The sequence below is a fragment of the Corynebacterium sp. HMSC068H04 genome, from assembly GCF_001811255.1.
Lineage (GTDB): Bacteria > Actinomycetota > Actinomycetes > Mycobacteriales > Mycobacteriaceae > Corynebacterium > Corynebacterium hesseae.
This window is the reverse complement of sequence record NZ_KV803977.1, coordinates 120,079-144,936: the sequence shown is the minus strand read 5'-3', so window position 1 is coordinate 144,936 and position 24,858 is coordinate 120,079. Positions and strand designations below refer to the sequence as shown.

The following is a 24,858-nucleotide window of genomic DNA, read 5'->3' as shown; positions in this document are numbered from 1 at the left end:
ACTAAAACAGCACCGTGGGCCCCGCAACCGGAAGAAGAAACTACCTGGTCGCGGGTAGCGGAGGGATAAGAAAAGCCCCTCAGGGGAGGGGCTTGAAGGCTCAACGCGCGCTGCGCTTAGGCGGACTGGACCTTCGTGAAGTGGACCTTGTACCGCGTATCCACATCCATCCCAGGGAACGCCGCGCGGAAGTCACTGTCATTAACCTCAATGGCGTCCTTGATACGCAGCAAGGGCGTATCAGGATCCGCCAACACTTCATACTGCAGCGTCGGCCGCGAGCGGTCATAGGCCACGAGCCGCGAAACCTTCTCAACGCCCTCTACCGCCGCGAGGGTATCCGCCACCGCACCCGCAATCGCAGACATCTCCGTTTTAATCGCGCCTTCCTCATCGGAGGCATCAGAGGGTACCGAGTTAAACCGATGGTGCCGCAGGTTGCTAATGACGAGCCACAGGCCGGCGAGGCTGCAGATGATCGTCGCCAAGCACAGCGCATACGGCCACCAGGTCTGTTCCGGCAAGCCAGCCCACGTATCGTGGTCCACCCAGGACGCCAAATATGTGGCGAAGGAAACCTCGAAGTGTATAAGAATCGGCCACGCGCCCAACGCAATGAGCAGGAGCCCCAAGACAGCGAGAATCGTGCGGTCTATACCCGCGAGCGTCTTAGACATTGGCAACCTCCTCCTCATCATTCTCAATCACCACGGTGATCTCCGGGGGCGGAGTAATCGCCGCAAGCGCCGCCGTTACGGCTTCAGTGACACGGGCCTTGAGCTGAGCGTCGTCAGTATCGCCCGTCGCGGTCACCGTGATCTGAGAGCGGCCTTGTGAAATCTTCGCCCGACTCCGCGCCGCTACAGTTCCCGGCACCCGCCGCGCCGTCGCCGACGCCACGCGGGCAATATCCACCGCGCGCAGCCACATCGACGCGTCCTCAGACCCAATTTGCACGTGCATTGCCTTCCGCGGCGCGCACGCCGCCCACAGCAGAATCAACCCGACGACGATGGCGACGCCCCCGGCGACCAGCATCCAGGTGGCGACAGTCGGCGTGGACATCACGTCGATGAATGGCTGTAGCCACGAGACACCGCCCTCCTTGGCACCCACGACCCAGGCTTCGCGCCCCGCGACGACGGCCGCGGCGAGCAGCAGAATGCCGACGATGATGGTCCACCCGCGCGCCGGCGGGGATGCCTTCGGGCGCTGGCCAAAGCCAACGGGAAGGGAGCTCTCACTCATGATGGACTCCTTCGCGGATAGTGATGGCACGCAGCGGCGTCGGCCGTGGAATGTCGACCCGGCGTGTGAACTCGGCGGAAGGCCGAATCTCAATGGGGCGTAGCTGGAGCGGCTCGGCGTGCGGGGTGCGCAGGGGAGCAGCCTGCGGGACCTGAACCCGCCGCGGCTGGACGGGGCGGGGAGCCTCAACGCGGCGCAGCGCGAATCCCCGCGGAGCCGGTACGGAACGGACGTCCACGGGTGCGGGTGTGGCGACAGCGCGCAGCGGCTGCGGCGGGGCTGTGCGAACAGGGCGCAGCTCGTCGTAGCGGTGCTCGCCAGGGCCGAAACCTTCCGTGCGCACCTCAACGTCCGCTTGCTTGCCGACGCCCCTCACCTTCACCGCCTCCGGCACCGCCACCGCACGCACCGACACCGGTGAAGGAACCGCAACCTGGTGAACCTTTGCGTGCGGTGAGACCTCTACCGGCTTCAGGGCACGTTCCGGAACAATCGCGGGAATCTGCGGAGATAGCGGCGCGCGGGTGTCGACCGCCAGTGCGGTCGTGCGCTCGCCCGCGACCGCGCCGGCGACCGTCACGTTGACGCGGGTGGTACGAAAACCCGTGAAATCGCGGACGGCTTCCCGAATCGCCGTGCGGACGGCCTTCGCCACTGCGGTGACGGGGGAGGGCCAGTACACAGCGATGTCGACGTCGACCGCCACCATCTGTGTATCCGGGTCCATCTGCGCCATCACGCGCGGAAAGGCGCGGCCGGCGAGGCCGGCTAACTTAGCGTCGACAGCCGCGGTTCCCGGCACGCTCGCAATGGCGGAGTTAATGACCTTTTCCATCGCACGCAGGGAAAAGCGGGTCCGCCCGGCGAGGGCGACCCCGGTGGAATCGGTGCTCACTAGCCTCGGCCTCTATCCTGGCCGACCACGCCCTTCCACACCGCGGTGAGGTCAATGCGGCCGTCGAAATGCGCGCCGATGACGCCGCCGACCGCGGCGAGCAGCACCGCCAGCGCGACGTACCACACGCCGAGGTAGATGAAAAAGGCCAGAACCAAGCCGGCAATCACGCCGAGGGAGGTGTAGTTCTTCATGGTTTTCCTTTAGTTCTGTGTGTCGGTTCCTCTACACCGCGTCGTCGAAGACAACGTCCACGCGGCGCGCCGCGGGCCAGGTGTTGCGGACGGTGGTGCGGGTGGCGGCACCAAGCTCGGCGAGCGGAACGCCGGCGCTGACATCAACGACGACGTGCAGCTCCAGGTGCGTGTCATCCTGCGGGGTGGGGCGGCGGATGCCGCGTATGCGCTCACCGGGAAACAGGAGCGCGACCTCCCCGAACCGGCCGGGCGAGAGCTTGGCGACGCCCCTCAGATCCGTCACCGCCGCCACTATGGACTGCGCGATGGAGGGGGTCAGCTCGGCAGGGGCCACGTTATGCCTGGCCCTGGGTAACCGCCGGGGTTGACTCGGTGGAATCCTGCTCTTCCTTCGGCAGTTTGACGTCGTGGACGACGACGTCAACGCGGTCCACGCTCAGGCCGGTCATGCGCTCGACCGCATTCATGATGTTGCGGCGGATGGCCTCGGCGAGCTCGTGGATGGCCACGCCGTACTCGGCGATGATGGCGATATCAATGGAAGCGGTGCCGTTGTTCACCTCGACGGTGACGCCCTGGCGCACGTCCTCGGAAGCACCGAAGGATTCGCGGATAGAACCCATCATGCGGGCGCCGCCGCCACCGAGGGCAGCGACTCCGGAAACCTCGCGGGCGGCGATGCCGGCGATCTTGGACACGACGACGTCATCGATGCGGGTGGTGCCGAAGTCGGTCTCCAGGTTCTTGTTGCGCTCCGGTGCGGGTGCCGGGGTGGCGTCGCCAGCCTGAGTGCTCTGCTCGGCAACGTCCTTGGGGGTGGTGTTCTCAGCCATGCTCAATCCTTTTCATTGTGTAGTTGGTACCTACGTCACGAGCTTATCGCCGAACGCATAACGTGGGGCGGCGGGGAGGCAATCCTTGCCCAAAACGTGATGTTACCCACTGTTTCGGCAGGAGTTTGGAAAACGCGAGGTTACGTGCTTAAATACAGGGGTTGCTTTAACACAGCAACGTAGCCGCAGGCGCAAGCTTGTAGGGCGTTGTTGCTGGTAAGGCGAACATGACACCTTTGTTGTGGAGTTCATTTCAGAGCTGCACGCGAAGGTCATCCGATCGGGCTAGGTCCGCGCTTGAGCAGAGACAACCCGAGAAGATGGACCGGAGAAGGGGCATGGCAAATAAACAGCGGCAGTATATGAATAAGACTTTGGTTGCGGATCGTTGAGATCTAACGCCCCAGTCTTCTTCCTATTTACTTTGACTACGGGTCTTGTACCCCGTCACGAGCACTGCACTCTGGGCTTTGCCTTAAGTCACTCTCGTGGTCGTCATGACAGTCAGACAACTGGCGTTGAGCCATGGCTTCCAGCCCGGACAACGTTATAGAGAAATCGAGAAGCAATTTCCCACCGCTTCACGCCCCGGATAGGCCGGGTATGTGAAAGTGGGGAAGCGAGGAAGAGGATAAGCGTGGCGGGACAAAAAATCCGCATTCGGCTGAAGGCCTACGACCACGAGGCCATCGACGCTTCTGCTAAGAAGATCGTCGAGACCGTTACCCGTACGGGTGCTCGTGTTGTCGGCCCGGTGCCGCTCCCAACCGAGAAGAACGTATACGCCGTTATTCGTTCTCCGCACAAGTACAAGGACTCTCGCGAGCACTTCGAGATGCGCACTCACAAGCGCCTCATCGACATTCTCGACCCGACCCCGAAGACCGTTGACGCCCTGATGCGCATCGACCTTCCGGCAAGCGTCGACGTGAATATTCAGTAAGCGATCGACACAACGTATTTGGTGGAGAACAAACAATGAGTGAAAACGAGATCAAGGGAATTCTGGGCACCAAGCTCGGCATGACCCAGGTCTTCGACGAGGAGAACCGCGTTGTGCCGGTGACCGTCGTCGAGGCTGGCCCGTGCGTGGTTACCCAGATCCGTACCAAGGAAACCGATGGCTACAACGCCATCCAGATTGCCTTCGGCGAGAAGGACCCGCGCAAGGCCAACAAGCCGGCCGCTGGTCACTTCAAGAAGGCTGGCGTGACCCCGCGCCGCTACGTCGCCGAGATCCGCATGGACGATACCTCCGCATACGAGGTCGGCCAGGAGGTCAAGGTGGACATCTTCGAGGGCGTGACCTTCGTCGACGTCACCGGCACCACCAAGGGTCACGGCTACGCCGGCGCCATGAAGCGCCACGGCTTCGCAGGCCAGGGCGCTGCCCACGGTAACCAGGCTGCTCACCGCCGCGTTGGTGGCATCGGTGGCGCTTCGTTCCCGGGCCGCGTCTTCAAGGGTAAGCGCATGGCTGGCCGCATGGGCCAGGACCGCGTGACCACCCAGAACCTGAAGATTCAGAAGATTGATGCCGAGTCCAACCTGCTGCTCATCAAGGGTGCTATCCCGGGTGCGCGCGGTGGTCTCGTCACCGTTAAGACCGCAGTGAAGGGCGGTGCACACGCATGAGCAACCTCAAGCTAGACGTCCAGACCGCTGACGGTAAGACCAACGGCACCGTTGAGTTGCCGGCCGAGCTCTTTGACACCGAGGCATCCATTGCTCTGATGCACCAGGTTGTCAACGCACAGCTCGCTGCCGCTCGTCAGGGCACCCACAAGACCAAGACCCGCGGCGAGGTCCGCGGTGGTGGTCGCAAGCCGTTCCGCCAGAAGGGCACCGGCCGCGCCCGCCAGGGTTCCATCCGTGCTCCGCACTACACCGGCGGCGGCACCGTGCATGGCCCGGTCCCGCGTGACTACTCCCAGCGCACCCCGAAGCGCATGATCAAGGCTGCTCTCTACGGCGCACTGTCTGACCGTGCACGTAACGAGCGCATCCACGTCATCGAGGAGCTCGTCCCGGGCCAGACCCCGTCCACCAAGCAGGCCAAGGCCTTCATCGAGCGCCTCACCGACCGCAAGAACGTTCTTCTGGTCATCGGCCGCGAGGACATCAATGCTCGCCGCAGCGCCAACAACCTGCCGAACGTCCAGATCCTGGACGCCGGCCAGCTGAACACCTACGACGTCCTCTACTCGGACGACGTTGTGTTCTCCGTTGAGGCTCTGCACACCTTCGTCGAGCGCGCTACCGGCGCTGCCGAGGAAGCTAAGGAGGAGAAGTAATGGCTAAGCTCGCTAACCCGCGCGACGTCATCATCGCACCGGTTGTGTCCGAGAAGTCCTACGGCCTCATGGAGCAGAACGTGTACACGTTCTACGTCTCCACGGACTCCAACAAGACCCAGATTAAAGATGCCGTCGAGCAGATCTTCGGCGTGCAGGTTGCTTCCGTGAACACCGTGAACCGTGCAGGCAAGCGCAAGCGCACCCGCACCGGTTTCGGTCAGCGTAAGTCCACCAAGCGCGCCTACGTGACGCTCCGTGAAGGCAGCGACTCCATCGACGTCTTCGGCGCAGGCGCTTAAGCCCCACCGAAGAGCCGAAAGGAAAAGGAAGAATTATGGCTATTCGTAAGTACAAGCCGACAACTCCGGGTCGCCGCGCATCCTCCGTGTCCGAGTTCGAGGAAATCACTCGCTCGACCCCGGAGAAGTCCCTGCTGCGCCCGCTGAGCAAGACTGGTGGTCGTAACAACTACGGCCGCATCACCCCCCGCCACATCGGCGGTGGCCACAAGCGCCGTTACCGTCTCATCGACTTCCGTCGTACCGACAAGGACGGCATCCCCGCAAAGGTCGCTCACATCGAGTACGACCCGAACCGTACTGCTAACATCGCCCTCCTGCACTACGCAGACGGCGAGAAGCGCTACATCATCGCCCCGAAGGGCCTGAAGCAGGGCGCCATCGTTGAGGCTGGTGCGAACGCAGATATCAAGGTTGGCAACAACCTGCCGCTGCGCAACATCCCGACCGGTACCACCATCCACGCTGTGGAGCTCAAGCCGGGCGCTGGCGCTAAGCTGGCTCGCTCCGCTGGTGCCTCCATCCAGCTGCTGGGTAAGGAGGGCAAGTACGCCATCCTGCGTATGCCGTCCTCTGAGATCCGTCGCGTCGACATCCGTTGCCGCGCCACCGTCGGTGAGGTTGGCAACGCTGACCAGATGAACATCCGCTGGGGCAAGGCCGGCCGTATGCGCTGGAAGGGCGTCCGCCCGACCGTCCGCGGTGTCGTTATGAACCCGGTCGACCACCCGCACGGTGGTGGTGAGGGTAAGACCTCGGGTGGTCGCCACCCGGTGTCGCCGTGGGGCCACAAGGAAGGCCGCACCCGCAACCCGAACCGTTACTCGAACAATATGATCGTGCGCCGTCGTCGCCCGAACAAGAAGCGCTAAGAGGAGGTAAACAATGCCACGCAGCCTTAAGAAGGGCCCGTTCGTCGATGAGCACCTCCTCAACAAGGTTGATGCTCAGAACGAGGCCGGCACCAAGCAGGTCATCAAGACCTGGTCTCGCCGCTCCACCATCCTGCCCGATTTCATCGGTCACACCTTCGCCGTCCACGACGGCCGCAAGCATGTGCCGGTGTTCGTCGAGGACTCCATGGTTGGTCACAAGCTCGGTGAGTTCGCACCCACCAAGACCTTTAAGGGTCACGTCAAGGACGACAAGAAGGGACGTCGATAAGCGATGAGTGACACCATCACCTCCGCATCCGCAACGGCTCGCTACGTCCGCGTTACCCCGATGAAGGCACGCCGCGTCATCGACTTGGTCCGCGGTAAGTCCGTAGCCGAGGCACTTGCAATCCTGAAGTACGCTCCGCAGGGCGCCGCTGAGCCGGTTGCCAAGGTCGTTGCATCCGCAGCTGCCAACGCTGAGAATAACTTCGGCCTGGATCCGCGCACCCTGGTCATCTCCGAGGCATACGCCAACGAGGGTCCGACCATGCGTCGTTTCCAGCCGCGCGCACAGGGCCGCGCATTCATGATTCGTAAGCGCACCAGCCACATCACCGTGGTTGTCGAGAGCCAGAAGGAAGGGGCCAAGTAATGGGCCAGAAGATCCATCCTCACGGCCTACGTTTGGGCATCACTTCCGACTGGAAGACCCACTGGTACGCCGATAAGGACTACGCAAACTACGTAGCCGAAGACATCAAGATCCGCGAGTACTTGGAGAAGGGCCTCGACCGCGCCGGCATTGCCGACGTCGTCATCGAGCGCACCCGCGACCGCGTCCGCGTGGACATTCACACCGCCCGCCCGGGCATCGTGATTGGCCGTCGCGGCGCTGAGGCTGACCGCATCCGCCGCGAGCTGGAGAAGCTCACCGGCAAGATGGTTGCCCTCAACATTCTCGAGGTCAAGCAGGTCGACGCCAACGCAACCCTGGTTGCGCAGTCCATCGCGGAGCAGCTGGTTAACCGTGTCGCATTCCGTCGTGCAATGCGCAAGGCTATCCAGTCCGCTATGCGCCAGCCGCAGGTCAAGGGCATCAAGATTCTGCTGTCCGGCCGCCTGGGCGGTGCAGAAATGTCTCGCGTTGAGCGCTACCACGAGGGTCGCGTTCCGCTGCACACTCTTCGCGCCGAAATCGACTACGGCACCGCAGAGGCCCACACCACCTTCGGCCGCATCGGCATCAAGGTGTGGATCTACAAGGGTGACGTTGTCGGTGGCGTGCGCGAGTCCGAACTGAACGCTCCGGCGCAGGGCCGTGGCCGCGGTGACCGTAACGGTCGCTCGCGCCGTGGTGGCCAGCGTCGTCAGCGCGCACAGCAGAAGCAGGAGGGCTAATCCATGCTGATTCCTAAGCGCGTCAAGTACCGTCGCCAGCACCGCCCGACCCGCTCGGGTGTGTCCAAGGGCGGTAACCGCATCAACTTCGGTGACTACGCCATCCAGGCTCTCGAGCCGGCGTACATCACCAACCGCCAGATTGAGGCCGCACGTATTGCCATCAACCGCCACGTTAAGCGCGGTGGCAAGGTGTGGATCAACATCTTCCCGGACCGCCCCTTGACCCAGAAGCCGCTCGGCGTGCGTATGGGTTCCGGTAAGGGTCCCGTCGAGAAGTGGGTTGCCAACGTTAAGCCGGGCCGCATCCTCTTCGAGATGACCTACCCGAACGACGAAGTTGCCATCGAGGCCCTGCGCCGCGCTGGCCAGAAGCTTCCGTGCAAGGTCCGCATCATCAAGAAGGAGGACCAGTTCTAATGGCTACCGGTACCCCCGCCCACGAGTTCCGTGAGCTCGACAACGCTGAGCTGGAGACCCGCCTGAAGGATGCGAAGGAAGAGCTCTTCAACCTTCGTTTCCAGAAGGCCACTGGCCAGCTGACCAACAACCGCCGCATCGGCACGGTTAAGCGCGACATCGCCCGCATCTACACCGTTCTGCGCGAGCGCGAGCTGGGCCTGTCCGTTGCTCCGGGAGCTGAGGCTTAATCATGAGTGAGGCAAACGTGAACACTAAGAAGGAAAAGGGCGCTCGCAAGACCCGCACCGGCATCGTTGTCTCCGACAAGATGGACAAGACCATCGTTGTCGAGCTCGAGGACCGCAAGCAGCACGCCCTCTACGGCAAGATTATGCGCACTAACAAGAAGGTTAAGGCGCACGACGAGAACGAGACCGCCGGCATCGGCGACCGCGTTCTCATCGCCGAGACTCGCCCGCTGTCCAAGGACAAGCACTTCCGTCTCGTCGAGATCGTGGAGAAGGCTAAGTAAAATCTAGCCCTCCTCGATATCAATGGCCCCCACGGTTTACGTGGGGGCCATTTTTTATGCGCCCTTGGCTTCCGCATCCGGCACGCCAGAGACAACAGCCCGTCAGGGGAGCGGTTTCCAGTTATGGGGATTCAGCTGCGGGAACGTGTTAGGGTAAGGCCGTTCATCTCCTGAAAGGCCAAACTCTCTATGTCCGCGTTCTCTCGCTCTCTGTTTACCCTTGTCTGCGCTTCCTCTGTTGCAGCCCTAGTCGGTTGCACCGCGGAGGAGCCTGCACCTGTCGCTTCCGACGCCTCCACCGTAGATGCTGTCGACGTCGCTGATTCAGCCACGGAGGAGGCCCAGGAAGAGGACGCGCACCCACAACCGAGCATCGAAGCGGCCGGACCCAACCCGACGCTACCAGCCGGCTATACACCTGGCTCCGCTGATTTTGGCTCGGCTGACGGCGCGAAGACGCCCAACGCACAAGATGTAGCTAAAGACGGCGCGGGCACCTCCGCCGCCAGCGGCATTGACAAGTGCGTGTACCGGAAGGATCGCGTCCGTAGCGAGGGCAATCCTGCCGATGTCCCGTCTACCGTGTCGGGTACCGTACACAAGGCAAAAGCAGGCGACCTTGACGGTGGAGAGCCCGGCATCGTCTTGCCCGAATATGCCTCGGAAGAGGTGTGGGTCCTGGCCTTGGACGCGCCCACCACGTTGAGCGGTACCAAGAGCGGCAGGCCGGGTGAGGTGGAGGTTCGTGCAAACCAGGAATGCATCGGAATAGTCGGCAATGGGGATTTGTGGGACGGCTACGAAGGAATGAAGGCCACCTTGCCGATCGATGCCACGAGCGGATTCTGGCAAAGCGATGTGAGTGTCCCGATGGGCACGCTGCGCATGCCCTACATACCGGCAGATATTCTTTAGCGCACCCGCCGGTGTGTGAGCGCGATAGCGATGCTAAAGACGCTGAGCACCGCGCCCACCGCGAGAAGAAACGTGCCGATACGGTAGGGCGCGGCGCTGGCCAGGTCGACGGTGCGAAAGACCTTGAGCCACACCAGCCAGCCCGCGATGAGCGCAACCGCGCCCAGCGCGGAGATAGCGCGCAGCCCCCGGGTGGGGCGCTGGGCGGGGGAGAAGGCGTGGTAGGAGGCGTCGACAAGCGCGGCGCCTCCCAACAGCACCGACAGCACCACCGCAGCTGGCACCGGCAGAAGCGCGCCCGTGCCGAAGACGACGGGCAAAATGAAGGACACCGTCACCACGAGGAAGAGCAGGCCGTGGAGCCCGGTCGTGCGCAGGGGATAGCTCATAGTAGTTCCTCCACCTCAGAAAGCGTGGGCGGCTGCGCGCCCGTGCGGGAAACAGTAATGGCTGCGGCCGTCGCCGCAAAGTGCAGGATCTCCTGCCACTCCTCGACGCTCAAAGCGCTAATGTCCCGCTCCACCAACTGTCTTAAGAGCGCGGCCATCACCGTGTCGCCCGCGCCGATGGTGTCCGCCACCTCCACCGTAACCGGCGGGACCTGCAGCGACACCGAGTCCGTGCGCACGCTCAGACCTTCGGCGCCACGCGTGGTCACGACCACGGGCACCTGCGAAAGCGCGTCCTCACCGAGGAATTCAACCTCCTCCTCACTCAGCTTCAGCAGCGTGACCTGTGGCAGCAACGACAACAAAAACTCGCGGTGCGCCGGGGTGGCGAAGAAGGGGCGGATGTTCGGATCCAAGGCCACCTTCGTGCCCTGCGCCGCAAGCTCCTGGAGCAGCTCGGCATAGCGGGATGCGCCCGGCTCCAGGGCGAGGGAGACGGTGCCGAAGCAGGCCCAGGGGACGTCAGCAAGCACAGGCTCCACCAGCCGGTCCGCCGTGCCCTCCGTATAGAAGGAGTAGGTGGCCGAGCCGTCCTCCCCGATGTTGCAGACCGCCAGCGTTGTGGGCTCGTCACCGCGCTGCACGAGCGAGGTATCCACTCCTTCTTTATGTAGGCGCTCCACGAGCGCCTGCCCGAATGCATCCCGCGAAAGCCGCGATTGAAAACCCACGCTTGCGCCCAAACGCCCCGCCGCGACCGCCACGTTGAAGGGGCCGCCGCCCAACGCTGGGGTGAGATCCGCCAGCCCCCCGCGTCCGCGCGGAACGAGGTCAACGAGGCCTTCGCCACACACCATAATGTCCATAGAGCCCATACTATCGGGAGCATGAACTACCGTCCGCACTTCCATCTCTCCCCGCCGTCTGGTCGCCTTAACGATCCAAACGGGGTCTTCTTCGATGGCGATAACCTGCACGTTTACTATCAGCACGACCCCTGCTTCCCACACGCGCCGAAGCAGACGGGCTGGGGGCACGCCGTGACTTCCCTGAGCGAGCCGCAGCCCTGGCGGCACTTCCCGGACGCGCTCTATCCCATCCGTGAGCACGACGCCCACGGCTGTTATTCCGGTGGTGCGGTGGTCGACGGCGAGGACGTCTGGCTGTTTTATACCGGCAACCTCAAGCGCGATGGCGTGCGGATTCCCTCGCAGAACCGCGTCCGCGCGGTCGATGCCGGCGGTCCAGAAGGCGGCTTCTACGAGCACGACGCAGCGAACCCGCTCATCGACGGGCCCGCCGCAGGTTTCACCGGGCATTACCGCGATCCCCAGATCACCCGCGACAAGAACGGCTGGCGCATGGTGCTCGGCGCCCAGGCGGAGGATGAAACCGGGCACGTGGTGCTCTATCGCTCCACGGACTTGGCGCAGTGGTCCTTTGAGGGTGCGCTCACCTTTGACACCTCAGGCGCTGAGCCGGGCCTGAGCCCCGACCTGGTGCCGGGCGGCTACATGTGGGAATGCCCGAATTTGCTCACGCTGCGGGACCGCGCCACGGGCGAGGACAAGGACGTCCTGGTCATCTGCCCGCAAGGTTTAGATCCCGTGCGCGGTAACGCCACGCACTACGCCTCCTCCGACCAGTGCGGCTACCTCGTGGGCCGGCTTGAGAGCACGGTTTTCCACGTGGAGCGCGGTTTCAGCGAGGTGGACTATGGCCACCAGTTCTATGCGCCGCAGCTGGTGGAGAAGGATGGAGAGGCCATCATGCTGGGGTGGATGGGGCTGCCCGCGCAGGATGACACCCCGACTGTCGCCCAGGGCTGGGTGCATACGCTGACGCTTCCGCGGCGCGTCTGGCTGGAGGATGGCTGGTTGCGCCAGGCACCGCTGTGGTCGCTAGGGTCTGCGCCGACGGAGCCGGCGCGAGAGGGGTTCGGTTCGGTGGCCACGCTGCAGGCTGGGGAGGGCACTTATGCGCTTGTCGACGCCTCCGGTGCAACCGCCTTCCTCGTAGCTTACGGCGGGGGAGAGCTGCGACTCTCCTCTGGCGAAGATGAACGCGTCGTGCCGTGTCCAGCAGGAACACTGGAGCTTGTCGCTGATGGCTGCGCGGTGGAGGTCTTTGCAGGTGATGGGCGGATTGCGGGGGCGTCGGCAGTCTTTGGTGCCGGTGACGCTCGCTGGCGCGGCTGGGAAGCCCGGTAGGGTGTGAATTTTCCTATATTTGCGCCCGAATGATTGGTTTTATGTTGGGTAACGTGTCTAATGGGAGGTGAAGCTATTTAATTCATCTCACTCTCCGAGGAGGCACGCCGGTATGGATCACAAACAGGTCGCGGCGCGAACACTCAAAGCAATCGGCGGCGAAGACAACATTGTGGCGCTCGCGCACTGCGCCACCCGCCTGCGCATGGTGCTGAAAGACAGTAAAAAGGTCGATACGGCCGCACTAGAAAACGATCCGGACCTCAAGGGCATCTTTGAGGCCGGGGGCATGTTCCAGGTCATCGTCGGCCCGGGCGATGTCAACATCGTATTCGACCAGATCAACGCGATGACCTCGAAGGATATCGCAGTTTCTACTGACAAGCTCAAGGACATCGCCGCCGACTCCGGCAATTGGTTCTCCCGGGCAGTGAAGGTCCTCGCGGATATCTTCGTGCCGCTCATCCCGATTCTGGTCGGCGGCGGTCTGCTCATGGCGCTCAACAATGTGCTGACCGCCAACGGGCTGTTCGGCGAGCAATCCGTCATCGAGATGTTCCCGGCCATGGCGGATGTCGCCGGGCTCATCAACCTCTTGGCTTCCGCGCCGTTTGCCTTCCTGCCTATCCTGGTGGGCTTCACCGCCACCAAGCGCTTCGGCGGCAACGAGTTCCTCGGTGCGGGCATGGCCATGGCCATGGTGATGCCGGACCTGGTGAACGGGTATCAGGTGGCCGCGACCATCGAGGCGGGGGAGATGTCCTACTGGAATATCTTCGGCCTCGATGTGGCCCAGGCGGGTTACCAGGGTTCCATCCTGCCGATCTTGGTCATCGCGTGGATTCTGGCCACGATTGAGAAATTCCTGCACAAGCACCTCAAGGGCACCGTGGATTTCATGCTCACCCCGTTGCTCACGTTGCTGGTGACGGGCTTTATCACCTTCATCGCGGTTGGTCCTATTCTGCGCACGGCGGGCGACATGCTCGGCGCTGGGCTCAACGACCTTTACACCTTCGCCGGCCCAGTGGGCGGCTTCATCTTCGGTTTGTTCTACTCACCGATCGTCATTACCGGCCTGCACCAGTCCTTCCCGCCGATTGAGACGATGCTGTGGAACGAGGGCGGTTCCTTCATCTTCGCGGTGGCCTCCATGGCCAACATTGCCCAGGGTGGCGTGGCCTTGGCGGTCTACTTCCTGACCAAGTCGGAGAAGCTCAAGGGCCTGTCGGGCGCCTCGGGTGTTTCCGCGCTCTTCGGCATTACCGAGCCCGCTATCTTCGGTGTGAACCTCCGCCTGCGCTGGCCGTTCTACATCGGCATGGGCGCGTCCGCAGTGGCCTCGACGCTCATCGCGCTTCTCGACGTCAAAGCTACCGCCCTCGGCGCCGCCGGCTTCATCGGATTCGTCTCAATGCGCCCGGAGGATTACACGCAGTTCTTCATCTGCGCCTTCGTCTCCCTCATCCTCTCCTTCGGCGTGGCCTTTGTATATGGCCGCTACCTCATCTCCAAGAACGGCTCCATCGATCCCGATGAGGTCGGTACCGCCAACGCCGACGTAGGCGGTGCGGTTCCTGCCGCCACCGCTGATCCGAATGCCTACCGCGTGGCCTCCCCGCTGGCCGGAAAGGCCATCGCGTTGGAATCGGTCTCCGACCCGATGTTTGCCGCCGGCAAGCTGGGCGCGGGCGCGGCCATCGAGCCGAGCGAGGGGCGCCTCGTCTCCCCGATTGATGGCAAGGTCACCGTCACCTTCCCTTCCAAGCACGCCTATGCCGTGCGTGGAAAAGATGCCGACGGCAACAACGTTGACATCCTCATGCACATCGGTTTCGACACCGTGAACCTGAAGGGCGAGCACTTTACCTCGCACGTCTCCAAGGGCGATGAGGTCAAGGCCGGTGACCTCCTCTGCGAGTTCGATATCGCCGCCATCAAGGCGGCGGACTACCCGGTGACAACACCTGTGGTGGTATCCAACTCGAAGAAGACGGGCCCAGTCCTCCCGGCCTATGCCACCGGTGCGGAAATCACCTTCGGGGATGCATTACTCACCGTGGACCCGAAGCCGAAACCTGCGGCTACCACCACCGCCGCTTCGGCGGAGAAGGCCTAGAGCCTCCGTCCGCCGATTCCATAAGTACAGACCTGGAAGTACAGCACGGTCGTCGCCAAGCACTGCGCGTGCGCTTGACGACGTCCACCAGCGCCTCTGCACTTCCGCGTCTGCACATTTGGGTTTGGGAGGATGGGAAGTTCTGTGGGGGCGGGGAAACAGTGGGGTGCGCGATTTGGGGAAACAGTGGGGGACATGCTTGAATGTATGGGTTGCATATGGTCGGTCGGTGCAGCGCGATGCGTTTCCGAATCGCCACACCGAGACCCTTCGACCGCTGTGAACAGCGAGTTCGTCGCACAGCCTATGCCACGCAAGCAAGTAGACCAGGTGTGTCAAGGACGGAAATCTTGACGCACGTTAATCCAGGTCAGGAGACCCATAGTGATTCAGCAAGAATCGCGTCTGCGCGTCGCCGACAACTCCGGTGCACGAGAGCTCCTCGTCATCCGCGTTCTCGGCGGCTCCGTTCGACGTTTCGCTGGCATTGGTGACGTTGTCGTTGCCACTGTCAAGGAAGCCACCCCGGGTGGCAACGTGAAGGAAGGCGATGTCGTCAAGGCCGTCATCGTCCGTGCCAAGAAGGAGACCCGTCGCCCGGACGGCTCCTACATCGCATTCGATGAAAACGCCGCAGTTATTCTCAAGGGCGACAATGAGCCGCGCGGTACCCGCATCTTCGGCCCGGTTGCTCGCGAACTTCGTGATAAGCGCTTCATGAAGATCGTTTCTCTCGCACCGGAGGTGATCTAATCTTATGAAGATTCATAAGGGCGATATGGTGATCGTCATTTCGGGCCCGGACAAGGGCGCGAAGGGCAAGGTCATTGAGGCATACCCGAAGCGCGACAAGGTCCTCGTTGAGGGCGTCAACCGCGTCAAGAAGCACGTTGCTAACTCCGCTACCGAGCGTGGCGCCGAGTCCGGCGGAATCGTTACCCAGGAAGCTCCGATCCACGTGTCCAACGTTGCGATCGTTGACTCCGAGGGCAACCCGACCCGCGTGGGCTACCGTTTCGACGAAAACGGCAAGAAGGTCCGCATCGCACGTAGCAACGGGAAGGACATCTAACATGAGCGAGAACTACACTCCGCGTCTGAAGACCCGCTACCGCGAGGAAATCAAGAAGACTCTGAACGACGAGTTCAAGTACGACAACGTGATGCAGATTCCGGGCGTCACCAAGGTCGTTGTCAACATGGGTGTGGGCGACGCTGCCCGCGACTCCAAGATGATCAACGGCGCTCTCGAGGACCTTACCGCTATCACCGGCCAGAAGCCGCAGGTGCGTCGCGCTAAGAAGTCCATCGCAAACTTCAAGCTCCGTGAGGGCATGCCCATCGGCGCACGCGTTACCCTGCGCGGCGACCGCATGTGGGAGTTCCTGGACCGCCTGCTGACCATCGCGCTGCCGCGTATTCGCGACTTCCGCGGTCTCTCCGATCAGCAGTTCGACGGCCACGGCAACTACACCTTCGGTCTCACCGAGCAGACCATGTTCTACGAGATCGACATCGACAAGGTGGACCGCCCGCGCGGTATGGACATCACCGTCGTGACCACCGCTACCAACGACGAGGAGGGCCGCAAGCTCCTGCGCGAGCTCGGCTTCCCGTTCAAGTAAAGTAGCGCTTGAATCATTCCCCCGGCACTCCGTGAAGGAGCTCCGGGGGAATTTTTGTGTCTGCGCCCTTTTTGGGGTCTTGTTTCCCCTGAGTAAAGATGATGTCTGAGGTTGGGAGTAAACTACGAGCGTCTGAGAAGTCTGCGTCCCCCAGTGAGGTAAGAAATGTCCCTGAATGATGCTTCGGCAGCCGCGGTCAAGAAAAAGGTTGCGTTGCTCGACGAGTCCTTTGGCCGGTTCGCCGTGCGCTCCACCCTGGCGGGTGTGTACCTCGCCATCGGTACGGCGTTTGCTGCGGTGATGGGGATGGGCGTCGAGAAGCATGTGGAAGGCATGGGCTCGCTGGTCTTTGCCTGCCTGTTCGGCTTGGGCCTGTTTGCCATCGTCCTTCTCGGCGCGGAGCTGGCCACCGGCAACATGATGTACATGGTCTATGGCGCCGTAACTAAACAGGTGGGCTGGGGCAAGGGCCTGTGGCTGCTGGTGGTCACGACGCTGTTTAACCTGGTTGGTGCTGCCCTCTTTGCCGCAGCCATGGGAATGTCGGCCAAGCTGGGCGGAATCGACCCCAACCATCTCATTGCTAACCTCTCGATGGGCAAGCTGACCAAGGGCCCAGGCGGGCTGCTGGTGGAGGCCATGCTGGCCAACTTCGTGGTCAACATGGCTATCGTCGGCGCGGTCTTTGCCAAGGATGTGGTGTCCAAGTTCTTCGTCATCGTGCCGATCATCGCCTGCTTCGTGGGCCTAGGCCTGGAGCACGTTATTGCCAACTTCTGCCTGATGACCCTGACCTTCTTCTGCGCCAGCCCGCTGCCGGAAGGCTTTACCCTCGGCGCGGTGTTGGCCAACTGGTCCATCGTGTGGGTGGGAAACCTCATCGGCGGCGGCTTCCTTATTGGCGGCGTGTACGCCTGGCTTAACTCTGGCCCGGAGGCGTACCGCGACTAAGTTCGCCCGAGTAGAGGTTGAAGCGGTCGCCGCGGGCAAAGCCCACGAGCGCCATGCCGGTTTCCCGGGCGGTTTCCACCGCCAGCGAGGAGGCCGCGGAGACCGCAACGAGCATGCCGAAGCCGGCCATAGCAGCCTTGTTGACCAGCTCGAAGCTGGCGCGCGAGCTCATCACCAGGATGAGGTCGCTGGCGGGCAGCATTCCTTCCATCAGTAGGTGGCCGATGACCTTGTCGGCGGCGTTGTGCCTGCCGACGTCCTCGCGTACAACGACGGGTTCTCCCTCGAGCGTGAAGGCGCCCGCGGCGTGGATGCCGCCGGTTTTGCGGAACTGCTTCTGTTCCGCTTTCAAGGCGCCGGGCAGCTTGGCGACGATCCCCGGATCCACCGGCACCTGTGGGATTGAGTATCGCGACTGCATCATCAGCGCCTCGATAGAGGAGGTGCCGCACACTCCGCACGCAGACGTGGTTGTCGTCAGGCGGAGATCGGCGAGGCTGATCGCGTGGGGGTTGGCTAGCTCAACGTCGAGCAGGTTATAGGGGTTGCGCCCGTCCACTGAGGCACCGGCGCAGTAGCGCGCCTCGGTGACATCGCTGGCCTTCTCGATGTGGCCCTCGGAATGAAGAAAACCATGGGCCAGCTCGACATCGTGGCCGGGCGTGCGCATCGTCGTGGTCAGCGTTTGTCCGCCCACGCGGATCTCCAAAGGCTCTTCGCCGGCGACGGTATCGCCGCGGGTATCGACCTGGATGACCTCTCCGTGCTCATCGAGGCGCACCTTGGTCACGGCGAAGGTGGCGTTGACGCGCCCGCTCATCGGTTGAGGGCCTCCTTGAGCGTGGCGATGTGGGTGCGGGCCTCGTCGACGTCCTTCGAGGCCAAACCGACCAGGTACGCCGTCAGCGGGGCAGCGGGGCGCGATTGGGTATGCGCGACGTCCTTAGTCAGATCGAGGAGTTCTCTAATCAAGGCGGTGGCGTCGGCCGGGGCGACGCCGACAAGCTCGGCAGCCTCCTCAAGCCACTGGTGTGCCGTGCGGATGGGGTCCTGTTCTTCACTCATGACTTCCCATGCTAACGCGTTTTGGAAAACAGCATGTCAGCGGGTAGAGTAAGCCGACGGACTTGCATTTTTCCTCCTCCGCGCCGCAAAAATGGCGCTGGAGGTGCGCAAATGTGCCAAGCCGGAAGAATTGAACACATCTACTTTGTTGTAGGCCCCTCGCCGTAGACAGCGGACCGTTGTCTGTATCAAAGGGTGGCGAGCGCCTCGCGGTATTGACCGCGGGGAGCGTGAGTAGCCCGAAATCACACGGAAAACGCTTTGGTGAGCTTTAAGGGAACCGCAACGAGAAAGGTTACAGGTCACTCATATGACTATGACTGATCCTATTGCCGACATGTTGTCGCGCGTGCGCAATGCATCCAATGCGCACCACGATTCCGTGTCGATGCCGACCTCCAAGCTCAAGGCGAACATCGCCGAGATCTTGAAGCAGGAAGGCTACATCGCTGACTACTCCGTCGAGGGCCGCGAGCTATCCCTCGAGCTTAAGTACAACAATCGTGAGCGTTCCCTGTCGGGTCTGCGTCGCGTGTCTAAGCCGGGTCTGCGTGTGTACGCAAAGTCCACCGAACTGCCGCAGGTTCTGGGCGGCCTGGGCGTGGCCATCATTTCCACGTCTCAGGGTCTGCTTACCGACCGTCAGGCTCAGGAGAAGGGTGTAGGCGGAGAAGTTCTCGCCTACGTCTGGTAAGGGAGGATTGACACATGTCTCGTATCGGTCTAGCACCTATCGCCGTCCCGAAGGGCGTCGACATCACCATCAATGGCCAGGTTGTCAACGTAAAGGGGTCCAAGGGCTCCCTCGAGGTTGAGCTGCCGGAGCCGATCACCGCAGCCGTCGAGGACGATGAGATCAAGGTCTCCCGTCCGGACGACGACCGCAAGAACCGCGCACTGCACGGTCTGGCCCGCTCCCTGGTCAACAACGCCGTCGTTGGCGTGACCGAGGGCTACACCAAGAAGATGGAAATCTTCGGTGTTGGTTACCGCGTCCAGCAGAAGGGTAAGGACCTGGAGTTCTCTCTGGGCTACTCCCACCCGATCCTCATCAAGGCTCCGGAGGGCATCACCTTCGCTGTGGATGGCGCAACCAAGCTCTCCGTATCTGGTATTGACAAGCAACTGGTTGGACAGGTCGCCGCGTACATCCGCCGCCTGCGTAAGGACGATCCTTACAAGGGCAAGGGTATTCGCTACGACGGCGAGCAGATCCGCCGCAAGGTCGGAAAGACGGGTAAGTAAGCAATGGCTAACACTGAAAACGCAAAGCGCACCCCGGTTGGCAAGGACATTTCCTCGCGTCGTCGTGAAGCACGCGCGCGCCGCCACTTCCGCATCCGTAAGACCCTCCGCGGCACCCCTGAGGCACCGCGTCTGGTCGTTCACCGCTCCTCCCGCCACATGCACGTTCAGGTCATCGACGACCTGGCCGGCCACACCCTGGCCGCTGCTTCCTCCATGGAAGCCGACGTGCGTGCACTCGAGGGCGATAAGAAGGCCAAGGCTGCCAAGGTAGGCCAGCTCATCGCTGAGCGCGCCAAGGCCGCTGGCATCGAGAAGGTCGTCTTCGACCGTGCAGGCTACAAGTACCACGGCCGCGTTGCTGCGCTGGCCGAAGCTGCTCGTGAAGGTGGTCTGCAGTTCTAATGATTAAGGCATACGGAAACATCAACGGAAGGAACGCCTAATGTCGGACCGTGAACAGCGTGACGGCGGACGCTCCGCCGAGAACAACAACGACCGCAAGGGTCGCAACAACGGCCGTCGTAACGACCGCCGCAACCACCAGGACAATGAGCGCGATAAGTACATCGAGCGCGTTGTGACCATCAACCGCGTCTCCAAGACCGTTAAGGGTGGCCGCAACATGTCCTTCACCGCTCTCGTCGTCGTAGGCGACGGCCAGGGCATGGTTGGCGTCGGCTACGGCAAGGCCAAGGAAGTCCCGGCCGCAATCCAGAAGGGTGCAGAAGAGGCTCGCAAGAACTTCTTCCGCGTCCCGATGATTGCCGGCACCATTACCCACCCGGTTGAGGGTCGCGACGCAGCTGGCATCGTCATGATGAAGCCGGCCGCTCCGGGTACCGGTGTCATCGCCGGCGGTGCTGCTCGTCCGGTGCTTGAGTGCGCCGGTGTGCAGGACATTTTGTCGAAGTCCCTGGGCTCCGACAACGCTCTCAACGTCGTCCGCGCAACCGTGGACGGCCTCAAGCAGCTGGTTCGCCCGGAGGAAGTTGCTGCACGTCGCGGCAAGTCCCTCGAGGAGGTCGCACCGGCCCAGATGCTGCGCAAGCGCGCAGGTCAGGAGGCATAAGCAATGGCTCTGAAGATTACTCAGGTAAAGGGCCTTGTGGGCACCAAGCCGAACCACCGCGCCAACATTGAGGCTCTTGGTCTCAAGCGCATCGGACACTCTGTTGTAAAGCAGGACACCCCGATTATTCGCGGCATGGTTCACAAGGTGCGTCACCTGGTCACCGTCGAAGAAGTGGCAGGGGAGTAAACCATGGCTGATATCATCAAGCTCCACGACCTGCGCCCGTCCGCAGGCTCCAATAAGCCCAAGACCCGCGTCGGCCGCGGTGAGGCATCCAAGGGTAAGACCGCTGGTCGCGGTACCAAGGGCACCGGTGCTCGCAAGCAGGTTTCCGCTGCTTTCGAGGGTGGCCAGATGCCGATTCACATGCGTCTGCCGAAGCTCAAGGGCTTCAAGAACCCGAACCACGTTGAGTACCAGGTAGTCAACGTTGCTGACCTCGCAGAGGCTTTCGCTCAGGGTGGCGACGTCACCGTAGCGGACATTGTCGCTGCTGGCCTGGTTCGCAAGAACCAGCCGGTCAAGGTTCTGGGCAACGGCGACATCAACGTTAAGTTGAACGTCACCGCTGACAAGTTCTCCAAGTCTGCTGTTGAGAAGATCGAGGCTGCTGGCGGCACCGCCACCACCAAGTAAATCTCTACTCAGTAGATTTCTTCCCCCTGTCCACCGCATTCGTGCGGCGCAGGGGGATTTTTCATGCCTATTGTGCGCGCGGAGCTAAGAAGAGTAGTATGGCTCTTGGTTAAATCTTAGTAAGCGTTAAGGAGATTGTTATGTCGTCCGTATCTTCCATCGTGGCAACCGCCATCGCCGCACTTCTGCCCTTGGCTGGCGTTACTGGTCCCGTCGATGCACAGGAGATGCTCTCCCAGCCAGAGTCCGCCACCAGCACGGAGAACCTGCCCAGCGGCGAGCTGGCGGTGCAGCGCGAGCTGGCCCTTGCCACCCAGGAGCTGGGCCACGATTTCATGACCATTCGCTTCGAAGGCAACGACACCGCACACATCGTCTTCCTGGAAACCTACAACCCCGACACCGACCAAGCCGCCGTGGACCGCGTGATGAAGGCCCTGGCCACCAACGGTTATGATCGCATCGATGCAGTTGCCTAGGAAGGCAGCGCGCTACGCGTCGTTGACCGTCTTTTCATAGAGGCCGGGGAAGCGGCTGTCCGGGTCAGTGAGCGCTTTAATGCGCTCCGGCAGGTCACCGCCGTAGAGCTCGGCAAATTCTTCGGGGGAGTAGAAGGCTTCTGAATACAGCGACTTATGCCCGCCGAGCTCGCTGACTTTAGCCTCGATGACGCGGTTGAAGGCGCCGTTTCCCGGGGCGGAGGGGTCGACGTGATTGCCCTCCACGCCCGACCAGAACCCCACGTTGACCCAGGTCTGGCCTGGGCGCAGAGGATACAGCGGCCACGGGGCGGGGGAATCAGCCGCGAGAGAGCCGGTGCCGACGAGGTCTTCGACGCCCTCGCGAAGTCGAATCGGGCACAGCCACACCGGTTGAATATCGGAGGCCGCAAAGAACCAGTCCAAGAACTCCGGCAAGTTCTCCGGGGTGACCTCGATGTCCTGCACCACGCGTTCACCCCGCGGCAGGCCCTTCGGCTTCTTGATGAAGTTGTACTCCAGCTCGTATTTCCGGTCCAGGCGCACGAGCTTCCAGTAGAAGGAACTGCGCCGAAGCTGCCGCGGCCACACCTTGCGCACCCGCGGATTCTGCGCGCCGAAGGCTCGCGAGCACCAGAACCAGTCAGTATCCCAGCGCCAGATGTAATCGCGCACCGTGAGGCGGTCGCGGCGGATACCGCGGGCGTGCTGGAGGCTGCGGTAGAAAATCTCCTCCCTCGTGTAGTCGGAGGTTGGGCCCTCCTCCTCCGTGAAACGGGCCATGACCAGGTAGGATTCCTCCGGAGAGAAGACCACGCCATCTAGGCCGTGGACATCGAGGCCGTCATAGGAGTGGGTGCGGGAGACGTCGTCAAGCGTGCGTGCCAAGGACTCAAAGTCGTGGAAGCGCACCTCCCTCAGCTCCACGTAAGGCTTCACTGCGCGCAGCTCAATCTTGAGGCGCACCGCATAGCCCAAGGAGCCATAGGAGTTGGGGAAGAGACGGAAGAGATCGACATTCTCCTCGCGCGAGCACGTGAGAATCTCGCCAGTACCGGTGAGGATGTCCATCTCCAACACGGATTCGTGCGGCAATCCATCGCGGAAGCTCGTGGACTCCACGCCCATGCCCGTTACCGCGCCACCCAGCGTAATGGTCTTGAGCTGCGGCACCACGAAGGGCATAAGACCGTGCGGCAAGGTGGCGTCGACGAGGTTCTCGTAGGTGCACATGCCCTGAACCTCGGCGGTCTGCGCAATCGGATCGACCTCAATAACACCACCCAGACCGGACACGTCGAGCCCCACCTGCTCGCCGCTGCGCCCGCGGAAAAGATTCGAGGTTTTCTTTGCCAGACGTACGCGCTTCTCCTTCGGCACCGCGCGGAAGCTACGCAGGAGCTTATCGACGCCCTCCTCGTGCGCCCGCCAGCCCACCGGCGGGATCTCCACGGCATCGACGCTGCGGTGATTGCGAATGAGATCAGTCAACATAGAATTCCTTTAAGTCTTTAGAAGCGCGAATCTTCCCACCAGCGGCGCTCGGGCACGCCGGAACGAGAACCGGCCTCACCCAGCTTGACGCCCAAGAAGTGGTACAAGTTGATGATGTTGTGCTCGAAGCCCCACTCGGAGCCGGCCATATAGATGGCCCACAGGCGCGCGGTGGGAAGGCCCACCAGAGAGCAGGCCTCCTCCCACGTCTCCTTGAGGTTCTCGCACCAATCGTGCAGAGTGCGCATGTAGTCGAAGCGCAGGGATTCCGTGTGGACAACCTCGAAGCCGGCATCCTGCATGCACTTCGTGATGGTGCCGGAGCCGGAGAGCTCACCGTCGGGGAAGATATAGCGGTCAATGAAGCCGCCCTTCGGAGTCTTGTGATTATCCGGGTAGGTAATGCAGTGGTTGAGCATCAATCCACCCGGCTTGAGCTTGCCGTTGAGGAAGCTAAAGAAGTCCGGGTAGTTCTTGACGCCAATGTGCTCGAGTAGCCCGATGGCGGAGATAGCGTCGAAGCCTTCCTCGGTGACATCGCGATAGTCCATGAAGCGGATTTCCGCGAGGTCCTCGAGACCCTCCTCCTTGATCTTGGCCTGGCCCCACTCAGCCTGCTCCTTGGAGAGGGTTACGCCGAGGGACTTCACACCGCGCTTGGCGGCGTAGCGCACCATGCCGCCCCAGCCGCAGCCGACGTCCAGGTGGCGGTCACCCTCCTTGAGCCGCAACTTGTCGAAGATGAGGCGATACTTGTTTTCCTGGGCCTCATCCAGCGTGGCGTCGGGGGAGGGGTAGTAGGCGCAGGTATACGTCATCGAGTCACCGAGGAAAAGCTCGTAGAAGTCATTACCCACGTCGTAGTGATCGGAGATGACGTCCGCGTCGCGTTCCTTGGAGTGCTTGGACAATCCTTCGTGCAGCTTGCGGCGCAGCCACGAGGCTCGCTCGACTTCCGGGACCGGCTGGATCTGGAAAGCTCCCATCGAGGCCAGGGAGCGTGCCACCCTGGCCAAGGTCTTCGCGTCCGGGCGGGTGAACTTGTCATACATGGCGTGCAGCGCATCGAAGATGCCGTAGGGGTGCGCCGGGTGTTCGCCCTCGACAGTGATGCCGTCGGTGACATAAGCGCGGGCAAATCCTACATCCCCTGGGTGAGTCGCGATATAGGCCAAGCCCTGGAGGTTGTTGATCTTGACGGTAAACTGCGCATCGGCTGGGCCGGTGGCGGAACCATCGAAAGCCTCCCAGCGGAAGGGGTTGGGGCTGGGGACGAAGGTATCGATAATCTCGGCCACGGTCATTGGAGAGAATCGCTTACTCATAAAACTACATACTTCTTTCGGTTCATTGGCTGGCAGAAAAAGAACGGCCATACTCCGAGACGCCCCGGGCGTCTCGGGGGAGGTCGAAAAGACGTAGAAATCTTGTAAGGACATTGCCTTCAGACAACACAGGCAATGGTAGGCCCAATCCGGGGATAGCGCTAAGGGAGAAACTAAAAAGGGGACCTCCGGGCGGCCATGTGCGGGGTTAATGTGGCGAAAGTGGCCAAGGCTGGTAGGGTAATGGGGTCAAAAGTGTTCAACCGTTCCTATGAGATGCCTTAAGAGGGCTCTTAGCTTTTGGGAACAGATGAGATCCACCCCCGTGCGCGGCGAATTCGAACCGCACAA

General features: G+C 62.1%; 37 protein-coding genes. 25 read left to right on the top strand and 12 right to left on the bottom strand.

What is annotated here, in order from left to right; translation table 11 throughout:
* Window positions 1-116 precede the first annotated feature (116 nt).
* The 6 genes from HMPREF2792_RS03365 to HMPREF2792_RS03340 are packed head-to-tail and all read right to left on the bottom strand — an operon-like array spanning window position 117 to window position 3,173.
* Complete coding sequence (locus tag HMPREF2792_RS03365; RefSeq protein WP_070530819.1) at window positions 117-677, bottom strand: hypothetical protein; 561 nt, start codon at window positions 675-677, stop codon at window positions 117-119.
* Window positions 670-1,248: a DUF6286 domain-containing protein gene (locus HMPREF2792_RS03360; protein WP_070530818.1), complete on the bottom strand. Its 579-nt coding sequence runs from the start codon at window positions 1,246-1,248 to the stop codon at window positions 670-672. The genes HMPREF2792_RS03365 and HMPREF2792_RS03360 overlap by 8 nt, the downstream gene beginning before the upstream one ends.
* Window positions 1,241-2,143: an Asp23/Gls24 family envelope stress response protein gene (locus tag HMPREF2792_RS03355; RefSeq protein WP_070530815.1), complete on the bottom strand. Its 903-nt coding sequence runs from the start codon at window positions 2,141-2,143 to the stop codon at window positions 1,241-1,243. Before HMPREF2792_RS03355 ends, HMPREF2792_RS03360 begins: the two co-directional genes overlap by 8 nt.
* Complete coding sequence (locus tag HMPREF2792_RS03350; protein WP_010189668.1) at window positions 2,143-2,337, bottom strand: hypothetical protein; 195 nt, start codon at window positions 2,335-2,337, stop codon at window positions 2,143-2,145. The genes HMPREF2792_RS03355 and HMPREF2792_RS03350 overlap by 1 nt, the downstream gene beginning before the upstream one ends.
* 31 nt (window positions 2,338-2,368) lie before the next feature.
* Window positions 2,369-2,623, bottom strand: a complete 255-nt coding sequence (locus HMPREF2792_RS03345; protein WP_232748445.1) for a hypothetical protein — start codon at window positions 2,621-2,623, stop codon at window positions 2,369-2,371.
* A gap of 52 nt (window positions 2,624-2,675) precedes the next feature.
* On the bottom strand, window positions 2,676-3,173 hold the full coding sequence (locus tag HMPREF2792_RS03340; protein WP_070530811.1) for an Asp23/Gls24 family envelope stress response protein: 498 nt from the start codon (window positions 3,171-3,173) through the stop codon (window positions 2,676-2,678).
* Window positions 3,174-3,810: 637 nt separating this feature from the next.
* On the opposite strand from HMPREF2792_RS03340, the gene rpsJ reads away from it, so the two are divergent.
* The 12 genes from rpsJ (at window position 3,811) to HMPREF2792_RS03280 (ending at window position 9,894) form a co-directional block, all read left to right on the top strand.
* Window positions 3,811-4,116, top strand: a complete 306-nt coding sequence (gene rpsJ, locus HMPREF2792_RS03335; RefSeq protein ID WP_003848085.1) for a 30S ribosomal protein S10 — start codon at window positions 3,811-3,813, stop codon at window positions 4,114-4,116.
* Window positions 4,117-4,151: 35 nt separating this feature from the next.
* The gene (gene rplC, locus HMPREF2792_RS03330) at window positions 4,152-4,808 is read left to right on the top strand and encodes a 50S ribosomal protein L3 (RefSeq protein WP_070521756.1); all 657 of its coding nucleotides are present in this window, start codon (window positions 4,152-4,154) and stop codon (window positions 4,806-4,808) included.
* Window positions 4,805-5,467, top strand: coding sequence for a 50S ribosomal protein L4 (gene rplD, locus HMPREF2792_RS03325; protein WP_010189650.1), 663 nt, complete (start codon window positions 4,805-4,807; stop codon window positions 5,465-5,467). The genes rplC and rplD overlap by 4 nt, the downstream gene beginning before the upstream one ends.
* The gene (gene rplW / locus HMPREF2792_RS03320) at window positions 5,467-5,769 is read left to right on the top strand and encodes a 50S ribosomal protein L23 (RefSeq protein WP_070521753.1); all 303 of its coding nucleotides are present in this window, start codon (window positions 5,467-5,469) and stop codon (window positions 5,767-5,769) included. The genes rplD and rplW overlap by 1 nt, the downstream gene beginning before the upstream one ends.
* A gap of 35 nt (window positions 5,770-5,804) precedes the next feature.
* Window positions 5,805-6,641 (top strand): 50S ribosomal protein L2, encoded by an 837-nt coding sequence (gene rplB / locus HMPREF2792_RS03315; protein WP_070521750.1) that lies wholly within the window; start codon window positions 5,805-5,807, stop codon window positions 6,639-6,641.
* 13 nt (window positions 6,642-6,654) lie between these two features.
* Window positions 6,655-6,933, top strand: a complete 279-nt coding sequence (gene rpsS / locus HMPREF2792_RS03310) for a 30S ribosomal protein S19 (RefSeq protein WP_010189646.1) — start codon at window positions 6,655-6,657, stop codon at window positions 6,931-6,933.
* Between the two features lie 3 nt (window positions 6,934-6,936).
* On the top strand, window positions 6,937-7,299 hold the full coding sequence (gene rplV / locus HMPREF2792_RS03305; protein ID WP_010189645.1) for a 50S ribosomal protein L22: 363 nt from the start codon (window positions 6,937-6,939) through the stop codon (window positions 7,297-7,299).
* Complete coding sequence (gene rpsC / locus HMPREF2792_RS03300) at window positions 7,299-8,045, top strand: 30S ribosomal protein S3 (RefSeq protein ID WP_070446580.1); 747 nt, start codon at window positions 7,299-7,301, stop codon at window positions 8,043-8,045. The genes rplV and rpsC overlap by 1 nt, the downstream gene beginning before the upstream one ends.
* A gap of 3 nt (window positions 8,046-8,048) precedes the next feature.
* Window positions 8,049-8,465 carry a 50S ribosomal protein L16 gene (rplP, locus tag HMPREF2792_RS03295; RefSeq protein ID WP_070521748.1) on the top strand — a complete coding sequence of 139 codons (417 nt, stop codon included), beginning with the start codon at window positions 8,049-8,051 and terminating at the stop codon, window positions 8,463-8,465.
* Window positions 8,465-8,695: a 50S ribosomal protein L29 gene (rpmC, locus tag HMPREF2792_RS03290; protein WP_005276944.1), complete on the top strand. Its 231-nt coding sequence runs from the start codon at window positions 8,465-8,467 to the stop codon at window positions 8,693-8,695. The genes rplP and rpmC overlap by 1 nt, the downstream gene beginning before the upstream one ends.
* A gap of 2 nt (window positions 8,696-8,697) precedes the next feature.
* Entirely contained in the window at window positions 8,698-8,979 is a 282-nt protein-coding gene (gene rpsQ, locus HMPREF2792_RS03285; RefSeq protein WP_070521746.1) for a 30S ribosomal protein S17, read from the top strand.
* Between the two features lie 189 nt (window positions 8,980-9,168).
* Entirely contained in the window at window positions 9,169-9,894 is a 726-nt protein-coding gene (locus HMPREF2792_RS03280; protein WP_070530808.1) for a hypothetical protein, read from the top strand.
* Here the strand turns inward: HMPREF2792_RS03280 and HMPREF2792_RS03275 are convergent.
* Window positions 9,891-10,283 carry a hypothetical protein gene (locus HMPREF2792_RS03275; protein ID WP_070521740.1) on the bottom strand — a complete coding sequence of 131 codons (393 nt, stop codon included), beginning with the start codon at window positions 10,281-10,283 and terminating at the stop codon, window positions 9,891-9,893. The genes HMPREF2792_RS03280 and HMPREF2792_RS03275 overlap by 4 nt on opposite strands.
* Entirely contained in the window at window positions 10,280-11,149 is an 870-nt protein-coding gene (locus HMPREF2792_RS03270) for a carbohydrate kinase family protein (protein ID WP_070530826.1), read from the bottom strand. Before HMPREF2792_RS03270 ends, HMPREF2792_RS03275 begins: the two co-directional genes overlap by 4 nt.
* Window positions 11,150-11,170: 21 nt before the next feature.
* On the opposite strand from HMPREF2792_RS03270, the gene HMPREF2792_RS03265 reads away from it, so the two are divergent.
* From HMPREF2792_RS03265 to HMPREF2792_RS03240, 6 genes are all read left to right on the top strand, one after another.
* On the top strand, window positions 11,171-12,493 hold the full coding sequence (locus tag HMPREF2792_RS03265) for a glycoside hydrolase family 32 protein (protein WP_070530806.1): 1,323 nt from the start codon (window positions 11,171-11,173) through the stop codon (window positions 12,491-12,493).
* Window positions 12,494-12,605: 112 nt separating this feature from the next.
* Window positions 12,606-14,612, top strand: a complete 2,007-nt coding sequence (locus HMPREF2792_RS03260; RefSeq protein ID WP_070530803.1) for a sucrose-specific PTS transporter subunit IIBC — start codon at window positions 12,606-12,608, stop codon at window positions 14,610-14,612.
* A 384-nt stretch (window positions 14,613-14,996) separates the two neighbouring features.
* Window positions 14,997-15,365: a 50S ribosomal protein L14 gene (gene rplN / locus HMPREF2792_RS03255; protein ID WP_070521731.1), complete on the top strand. Its 369-nt coding sequence runs from the start codon at window positions 14,997-14,999 to the stop codon at window positions 15,363-15,365.
* 4 nt (window positions 15,366-15,369) lie between these two features.
* Window positions 15,370-15,684, top strand: a complete 315-nt coding sequence (gene rplX / locus HMPREF2792_RS03250; RefSeq protein ID WP_005527724.1) for a 50S ribosomal protein L24 — start codon at window positions 15,370-15,372, stop codon at window positions 15,682-15,684.
* A 1-nt stretch (window position 15,685) separates the two neighbouring features.
* The gene (gene rplE / locus HMPREF2792_RS03245) at window positions 15,686-16,237 is read left to right on the top strand and encodes a 50S ribosomal protein L5 (RefSeq protein ID WP_070521728.1); all 552 of its coding nucleotides are present in this window, start codon (window positions 15,686-15,688) and stop codon (window positions 16,235-16,237) included.
* Window positions 16,238-16,402: 165 nt separating this feature from the next.
* Window positions 16,403-17,188: a formate/nitrite transporter family protein gene (locus HMPREF2792_RS03240; protein ID WP_070530801.1), complete on the top strand. Its 786-nt coding sequence runs from the start codon at window positions 16,403-16,405 to the stop codon at window positions 17,186-17,188.
* Here the strand turns inward: HMPREF2792_RS03240 and fdhD are convergent.
* Window positions 17,157-18,008 (bottom strand): formate dehydrogenase accessory sulfurtransferase FdhD, encoded by an 852-nt coding sequence (gene fdhD, locus HMPREF2792_RS03235; protein ID WP_070530799.1) that lies wholly within the window; start codon window positions 18,006-18,008, stop codon window positions 17,157-17,159. The two genes, HMPREF2792_RS03240 and fdhD, sit on opposite strands and share 32 nt — an antisense overlap.
* Window positions 18,005-18,253: a DUF6457 domain-containing protein gene (locus HMPREF2792_RS03230; RefSeq protein ID WP_070530797.1), complete on the bottom strand. Its 249-nt coding sequence runs from the start codon at window positions 18,251-18,253 to the stop codon at window positions 18,005-18,007. The genes fdhD and HMPREF2792_RS03230 overlap by 4 nt, the downstream gene beginning before the upstream one ends.
* 310 nt (window positions 18,254-18,563) lie before the next feature.
* Between HMPREF2792_RS03230 and rpsH the strand changes: the two genes are divergently transcribed.
* The 7 genes from rpsH to HMPREF2792_RS03195 all read left to right on the top strand — a co-directional run bounded on the left by rpsH (window position 18,564) and on the right by HMPREF2792_RS03195 (window position 21,688).
* Window positions 18,564-18,947, top strand: coding sequence for a 30S ribosomal protein S8 (gene rpsH / locus HMPREF2792_RS03225; RefSeq protein ID WP_070521703.1), 384 nt, complete (start codon window positions 18,564-18,566; stop codon window positions 18,945-18,947).
* A gap of 14 nt (window positions 18,948-18,961) precedes the next feature.
* Window positions 18,962-19,498 carry a 50S ribosomal protein L6 gene (gene rplF / locus HMPREF2792_RS03220; protein ID WP_070521700.1) on the top strand — a complete coding sequence of 179 codons (537 nt, stop codon included), beginning with the start codon at window positions 18,962-18,964 and terminating at the stop codon, window positions 19,496-19,498.
* 3 nt (window positions 19,499-19,501) lie between these two features.
* A complete protein-coding gene (gene rplR, locus HMPREF2792_RS03215) occupies window positions 19,502-19,903 on the top strand; it encodes a 50S ribosomal protein L18 (protein ID WP_070521697.1) in 402 nt (133 codons plus the stop codon).
* Between the two features lie 40 nt (window positions 19,904-19,943).
* Window positions 19,944-20,570 (top strand): 30S ribosomal protein S5, encoded by a 627-nt coding sequence (gene rpsE, locus HMPREF2792_RS03210; protein WP_070521694.1) that lies wholly within the window; start codon window positions 19,944-19,946, stop codon window positions 20,568-20,570.
* 3 nt (window positions 20,571-20,573) lie between these two features.
* Window positions 20,574-20,759, top strand: coding sequence for a 50S ribosomal protein L30 (gene rpmD, locus HMPREF2792_RS03205; RefSeq protein ID WP_039673747.1), 186 nt, complete (start codon window positions 20,574-20,576; stop codon window positions 20,757-20,759).
* A gap of 3 nt (window positions 20,760-20,762) precedes the next feature.
* Window positions 20,763-21,209 carry a 50S ribosomal protein L15 gene (rplO, locus tag HMPREF2792_RS03200; protein ID WP_070521691.1) on the top strand — a complete coding sequence of 149 codons (447 nt, stop codon included), beginning with the start codon at window positions 20,763-20,765 and terminating at the stop codon, window positions 21,207-21,209.
* A gap of 140 nt (window positions 21,210-21,349) precedes the next feature.
* Entirely contained in the window at window positions 21,350-21,688 is a 339-nt protein-coding gene (locus HMPREF2792_RS03195; RefSeq protein WP_070530795.1) for a hypothetical protein, read from the top strand.
* A 12-nt stretch (window positions 21,689-21,700) separates the two neighbouring features.
* On the opposite strand, the gene HMPREF2792_RS03190 is transcribed toward HMPREF2792_RS03195, so the two are convergent.
* Entirely contained in the window at window positions 21,701-23,182 is a 1,482-nt protein-coding gene (locus tag HMPREF2792_RS03190) for an FAD-binding oxidoreductase (protein ID WP_070530792.1), read from the bottom strand.
* A 17-nt stretch (window positions 23,183-23,199) separates the two neighbouring features.
* Complete coding sequence (locus HMPREF2792_RS03185; protein WP_070521682.1) at window positions 23,200-24,507, bottom strand: class I SAM-dependent methyltransferase; 1,308 nt, start codon at window positions 24,505-24,507, stop codon at window positions 23,200-23,202.
* Window positions 24,508-24,858 lie beyond the last annotated feature (351 nt).

Excerpts from the sequence above, each read along its gene's own strand:
- HMPREF2792_RS03230 (WP_070530797.1), bottom strand. The coding sequence starts at position 18,253 with ATGAGTGAAGAACAGGACCCCATCCGCACGGCACACCAGTGGCTTGAG.
- fdhD (WP_070530799.1), bottom strand. The coding sequence starts at position 18,008 with ATGAGCGGGCGCGTCAACGCCACCTTCGCCGTGACCAAGGTGCGCCTC.
- rplV (WP_010189645.1), top strand. The coding sequence starts at position 6,937 with ATGAGTGACACCATCACCTCCGCATCCGCAACGGCTCGCTACGTCCGC.
- rplX (WP_005527724.1), top strand. The coding sequence starts at position 15,370 with ATGAAGATTCATAAGGGCGATATGGTGATCGTCATTTCGGGCCCGGAC.
- HMPREF2792_RS03275 (WP_070521740.1), bottom strand. The coding sequence starts at position 10,283 with ATGAGCTATCCCCTGCGCACGACCGGGCTCCACGGCCTGCTCTTCCTC.
- HMPREF2792_RS03350 (WP_010189668.1), bottom strand. The coding sequence starts at position 2,337 with ATGAAGAACTACACCTCCCTCGGCGTGATTGCCGGCTTGGTTCTGGCC.
- HMPREF2792_RS03360 (WP_070530818.1), bottom strand. The coding sequence starts at position 1,248 with ATGAGTGAGAGCTCCCTTCCCGTTGGCTTTGGCCAGCGCCCGAAGGCA.
- rplE (WP_070521728.1), top strand. The coding sequence starts at position 15,686 with ATGAGCGAGAACTACACTCCGCGTCTGAAGACCCGCTACCGCGAGGAA.
- HMPREF2792_RS03280 (WP_070530808.1), top strand. The coding sequence starts at position 9,169 with ATGTCCGCGTTCTCTCGCTCTCTGTTTACCCTTGTCTGCGCTTCCTCT.
- rplP (WP_070521748.1), top strand. The coding sequence starts at position 8,049 with ATGCTGATTCCTAAGCGCGTCAAGTACCGTCGCCAGCACCGCCCGACC.
- HMPREF2792_RS03190 (WP_070530792.1), bottom strand. The coding sequence starts at position 23,182 with ATGTTGACTGATCTCATTCGCAATCACCGCAGCGTCGATGCCGTGGAG.
- rpsH (WP_070521703.1), top strand. The coding sequence starts at position 18,564 with ATGACTATGACTGATCCTATTGCCGACATGTTGTCGCGCGTGCGCAAT.
- HMPREF2792_RS03265 (WP_070530806.1), top strand. The coding sequence starts at position 11,171 with ATGAACTACCGTCCGCACTTCCATCTCTCCCCGCCGTCTGGTCGCCTT.
- HMPREF2792_RS03240 (WP_070530801.1), top strand. The coding sequence starts at position 16,403 with ATGTCCCTGAATGATGCTTCGGCAGCCGCGGTCAAGAAAAAGGTTGCG.
- rplF (WP_070521700.1), top strand. The coding sequence starts at position 18,962 with ATGTCTCGTATCGGTCTAGCACCTATCGCCGTCCCGAAGGGCGTCGAC.
- HMPREF2792_RS03365 (WP_070530819.1), bottom strand. The coding sequence starts at position 677 with ATGTCTAAGACGCTCGCGGGTATAGACCGCACGATTCTCGCTGTCTTG.
- HMPREF2792_RS03260 (WP_070530803.1), top strand. The coding sequence starts at position 12,606 with ATGGATCACAAACAGGTCGCGGCGCGAACACTCAAAGCAATCGGCGGC.
- rpsS (WP_010189646.1), top strand. The coding sequence starts at position 6,655 with ATGCCACGCAGCCTTAAGAAGGGCCCGTTCGTCGATGAGCACCTCCTC.
- rplR (WP_070521697.1), top strand. The coding sequence starts at position 19,502 with ATGGCTAACACTGAAAACGCAAAGCGCACCCCGGTTGGCAAGGACATT.
- rpsQ (WP_070521746.1), top strand. The coding sequence starts at position 8,698 with ATGAGTGAGGCAAACGTGAACACTAAGAAGGAAAAGGGCGCTCGCAAG.
- rpsC (WP_070446580.1), top strand. The coding sequence starts at position 7,299 with ATGGGCCAGAAGATCCATCCTCACGGCCTACGTTTGGGCATCACTTCC.
- HMPREF2792_RS03340 (WP_070530811.1), bottom strand. The coding sequence starts at position 3,173 with ATGGCTGAGAACACCACCCCCAAGGACGTTGCCGAGCAGAGCACTCAG.
- rplC (WP_070521756.1), top strand. The coding sequence starts at position 4,152 with ATGAGTGAAAACGAGATCAAGGGAATTCTGGGCACCAAGCTCGGCATG.
- rplB (WP_070521750.1), top strand. The coding sequence starts at position 5,805 with ATGGCTATTCGTAAGTACAAGCCGACAACTCCGGGTCGCCGCGCATCC.
- HMPREF2792_RS03185 (WP_070521682.1), bottom strand. The coding sequence starts at position 24,507 with ATGAGTAAGCGATTCTCTCCAATGACCGTGGCCGAGATTATCGATACC.
- HMPREF2792_RS03195 (WP_070530795.1), top strand. The coding sequence starts at position 21,350 with ATGTCGTCCGTATCTTCCATCGTGGCAACCGCCATCGCCGCACTTCTG.
- rpsE (WP_070521694.1), top strand. The coding sequence starts at position 19,944 with ATGTCGGACCGTGAACAGCGTGACGGCGGACGCTCCGCCGAGAACAAC.
- rpmD (WP_039673747.1), top strand. The coding sequence starts at position 20,574 with ATGGCTCTGAAGATTACTCAGGTAAAGGGCCTTGTGGGCACCAAGCCG.
- rplD (WP_010189650.1), top strand. The coding sequence starts at position 4,805 with ATGAGCAACCTCAAGCTAGACGTCCAGACCGCTGACGGTAAGACCAAC.
- rpmC (WP_005276944.1), top strand. The coding sequence starts at position 8,465 with ATGGCTACCGGTACCCCCGCCCACGAGTTCCGTGAGCTCGACAACGCT.
- rplO (WP_070521691.1), top strand. The coding sequence starts at position 20,763 with ATGGCTGATATCATCAAGCTCCACGACCTGCGCCCGTCCGCAGGCTCC.
- rplW (WP_070521753.1), top strand. The coding sequence starts at position 5,467 with ATGGCTAAGCTCGCTAACCCGCGCGACGTCATCATCGCACCGGTTGTG.
- HMPREF2792_RS03270 (WP_070530826.1), bottom strand. The coding sequence starts at position 11,149 with ATGGACATTATGGTGTGTGGCGAAGGCCTCGTTGACCTCGTTCCGCGC.